Source organism: Pseudomonas sp. HMWF006 (assembly GCF_003061205.1).
GTDB classification, from domain to species: Bacteria; Pseudomonadota; Gammaproteobacteria; order Pseudomonadales; family Pseudomonadaceae; genus Aquipseudomonas; species Aquipseudomonas monsensis.
This window is the reverse complement of sequence record NZ_QAIU01000074.1, coordinates 1-2599: the sequence shown is the minus strand read 5'-3', so window position 1 is coordinate 2599 and position 2599 is coordinate 1. Positions and strand designations below refer to the sequence as shown.

The window sequence follows — 2599 nt, the reverse complement described above, 5'->3', positions numbered from 1 at the left end:
TGATGGTGGTGATGGTGCCCGCCATGACGGCGGTCAGGCCGCTGCCTTGCAGGTAGTCCGAGAAACTGTAGGTGGCCCAGAAGATGTGATAGCCGCAAAACACAATTGCAGTGACCAGCCACAGCTCGGGAATCTTCACCAGCGTCGCCAGATCCGTGAGCAGATTGAACTTGCCCTTCTCCACCGGCGGCGTGTCCGCCATCGACTTCGGATCCTTGATCAGCACCAGCACACAGCCGATGGCGATACAGGTGAAGGCGTAGAGATAGACCACGTGCCTGAAGCCTTCGGCAGTCGACTCACCGCGGGTTTCGGTGGCAAAGGCGAACAGTGCCAGCGCAACCGTCGCCAGCAGCGCCTCGACCAGACCGCGACCACCATCAAGGATGCCGAAGAAGCGCCCTTGCTCGGTAGGGTGCGCAATCATCTTCACCCGTTTGAGCACCGAGGCCCAGAAGGTCAAACCGGTGGTCAGGCCCCAGCAACCGAAGATGATCATCAGCCCGGTCAGCGAAGGCGCCGTCGAGTACCACAGGCCCAGTGCCCCGGTCGCCACCAGCGAGAAGAAAATCAGAAAGCGCGGTGCAATGCGATCCGCCAGCCAGCCGCTGGGCAAATAACTGAGAAGAAAAATCGTGCCGAGCATCGAGTACAGATAGCCCAGTTCACTGTGACTGATCTGGAACACTTCGAGCATCGTGGTCTGGTAGACCTGACGCAGGTACAGAATCGGGTAGATCGCGCCGGCGGCCAGCACCAGCAACATCAATTGGAAATAGCGACTTCCCTTGTCGCTCTGGCTTTTCACAGCCGAGTTGGAACCCTGAACAGCGGCAGCAGAGGATGCATGCTTGGACATTGAAGTGACCTCGGGCAACCCGTGCTCCGGGCGCCCCTGATAATTGTTTTTATTAGATAAAATCAGCTGCGAGTTTCAAGCTACAAGCGGCAAGCCAAAGCCCGTCACCGTTTGCCCTTACTGGCAGCTTGAAGCTCGCAGCTAGCAGCTGCTTTTCTAGTACTTCATGACCACGAGTCGGGTCTGGGTGAATTCGAGCATCCCGTGCTTGCCGTCATCGCCGCCCAGGCCCGAGCGTTTCCAGCCGGCGTGATAGCCCTGATACGGGTCAGCCGGGGTGCGGTTGACGTACAACTCGCCCGCCTCGATGGCGTTGGCGACTTTCTGCGCGGTGCGGTAGTTCTCGGTGTAGAGCACCGACGCCAGGCCGAACTGGTGGTCGTTGGCCAGGGCCAGCGCTTCGTCGATGTCGCGGTATTTGAGCACCGGCAGCACCGGGCCAAAGATTTCTTCCTGAACGATTTCCATGTCCTGGCAGCACCCGCTGAGCAGGGTCGGCGGATAGAAATGTCCGGGACCTTGCGGCAGCACGCCGCCGCTTTCGAGCACGGCGCCAGCGGCGATGGCGCGCTCAACCATGGCGTGGATGTTCTGCTGCGAACTGGCGTTGACCAGCGGCCCCATCAGGCTGGCATCCGTGGCGCGGTCGCCGAACTTGACCTCGGCGATTTTGGCCTTGAGCAGCGCGAGGAATCGGTCGTGGACACTTTCCTGCACGTAGACCCGCTCCACCGCCGTGCATAACTGCCCACAGTGGGTGGTCTTGGAGGCGATGATCGCGCTGGCGGCGGCTTCGAGGTCAGCATCGGCTTCGATGATGGCCGGGGTCTTTCCGCCCAATTCCAGCGACGGCTTGGCGATGTTGGCCTTGCAGTAGTCGAGGACAATGCGCCCGGCGTTGACGCTGCCGGTCAAGGTGATCAGGCCAACAGCTTTATGCGTGCACACCGTGGCAGCGGTGGCGTGATCCATGGTCAGGATATTGATCACACCGGCCGGCATGCCCGACTGCTGCACGGCTCGGGCGATTTCGAATGCCGAGGTCGGGGTGTTGTTGCTCGGGCGCACCACCACCGTGTTGCCGGCAATCAGCGCCGGGGCAATCTTGCGTAGCAAGGTGTAGACCGGGTAGTTGAACGGAATCAGGCACGCGACGACGCCGATCGGCTCGCGGTGCAGAAACAGGTTTTCGTCGGGGCTGTCACTGGGAATGATCTCGCCTTCGATGCGCCGGGCCCACTCGGCGTGGTAACGGGTGATTTGCGCGGCATAGCGCGCTTCGTTGCTCGCGTCGCTGAGACTTTTACCGGATTCAGCGGCCAGGGCGGCGCCGATGGATTCGGCACGCTCCTCAAGCGCGGCGGCGAAGGCGCGCAAGTGTTCGGCGCGCTCGATACTGGTCAGTTTGCCCCAGACTTTTTGTGCGGTCGCCGCAGCATCGACGGCTGCGGTGGCTTCTTCGGTGGTTGCCGCCGACACATGGCCGAGCAACGCTTCGGTGGCCGGGTTGTAGACCGCGATCAACGCCGCGCTGGCAGGCTCGACAAACTGGCCGTTAACAAAATTTCGCTCGATTCGCATGTGCTTCGCCCATCGTTTGTTTTTATCAGTGCCACCAGTCTTGTCATCGGTGGCGGGTTGAACAAACGATTTAAAGGGCGGGCAAACATTCGAAAAATGCAGGTTACCCTCGCATCAGCACAAATCCCCTACAGGCTCACGCCTACAAAAGGCCTGTGG

2 protein-coding genes are annotated in these 2599 nt (G+C 60.6%); both read right to left on the bottom strand.

From position 1 onward, the window contains the following. Positions 1–859, bottom strand: an 859-nt coding sequence (locus tag DBR24_RS02875; protein WP_146188939.1) for an MFS transporter, incomplete at its 3' end; no start/stop codon positions are given. A 156-nt stretch (positions 860–1015) separates the two neighbouring features. Further along, positions 1016–2440: an aldehyde dehydrogenase gene (gene aldA / locus DBR24_RS02870; protein ID WP_128613843.1), complete on the bottom strand. Its 1425-nt coding sequence runs from the start codon at positions 2438–2440 to the stop codon at positions 1016–1018. Positions 2441–2599: the final 159 nt, after the last annotated feature.

Bases quoted from the DNA above. Each gene is read 5' to 3' on its own strand.
- aldA (WP_128613843.1), bottom strand. From the start codon at position 2,440: ATGCGAATCGAGCGAAATTTTGTTAACGGCCAGTTTGTCGAGCCTGCC.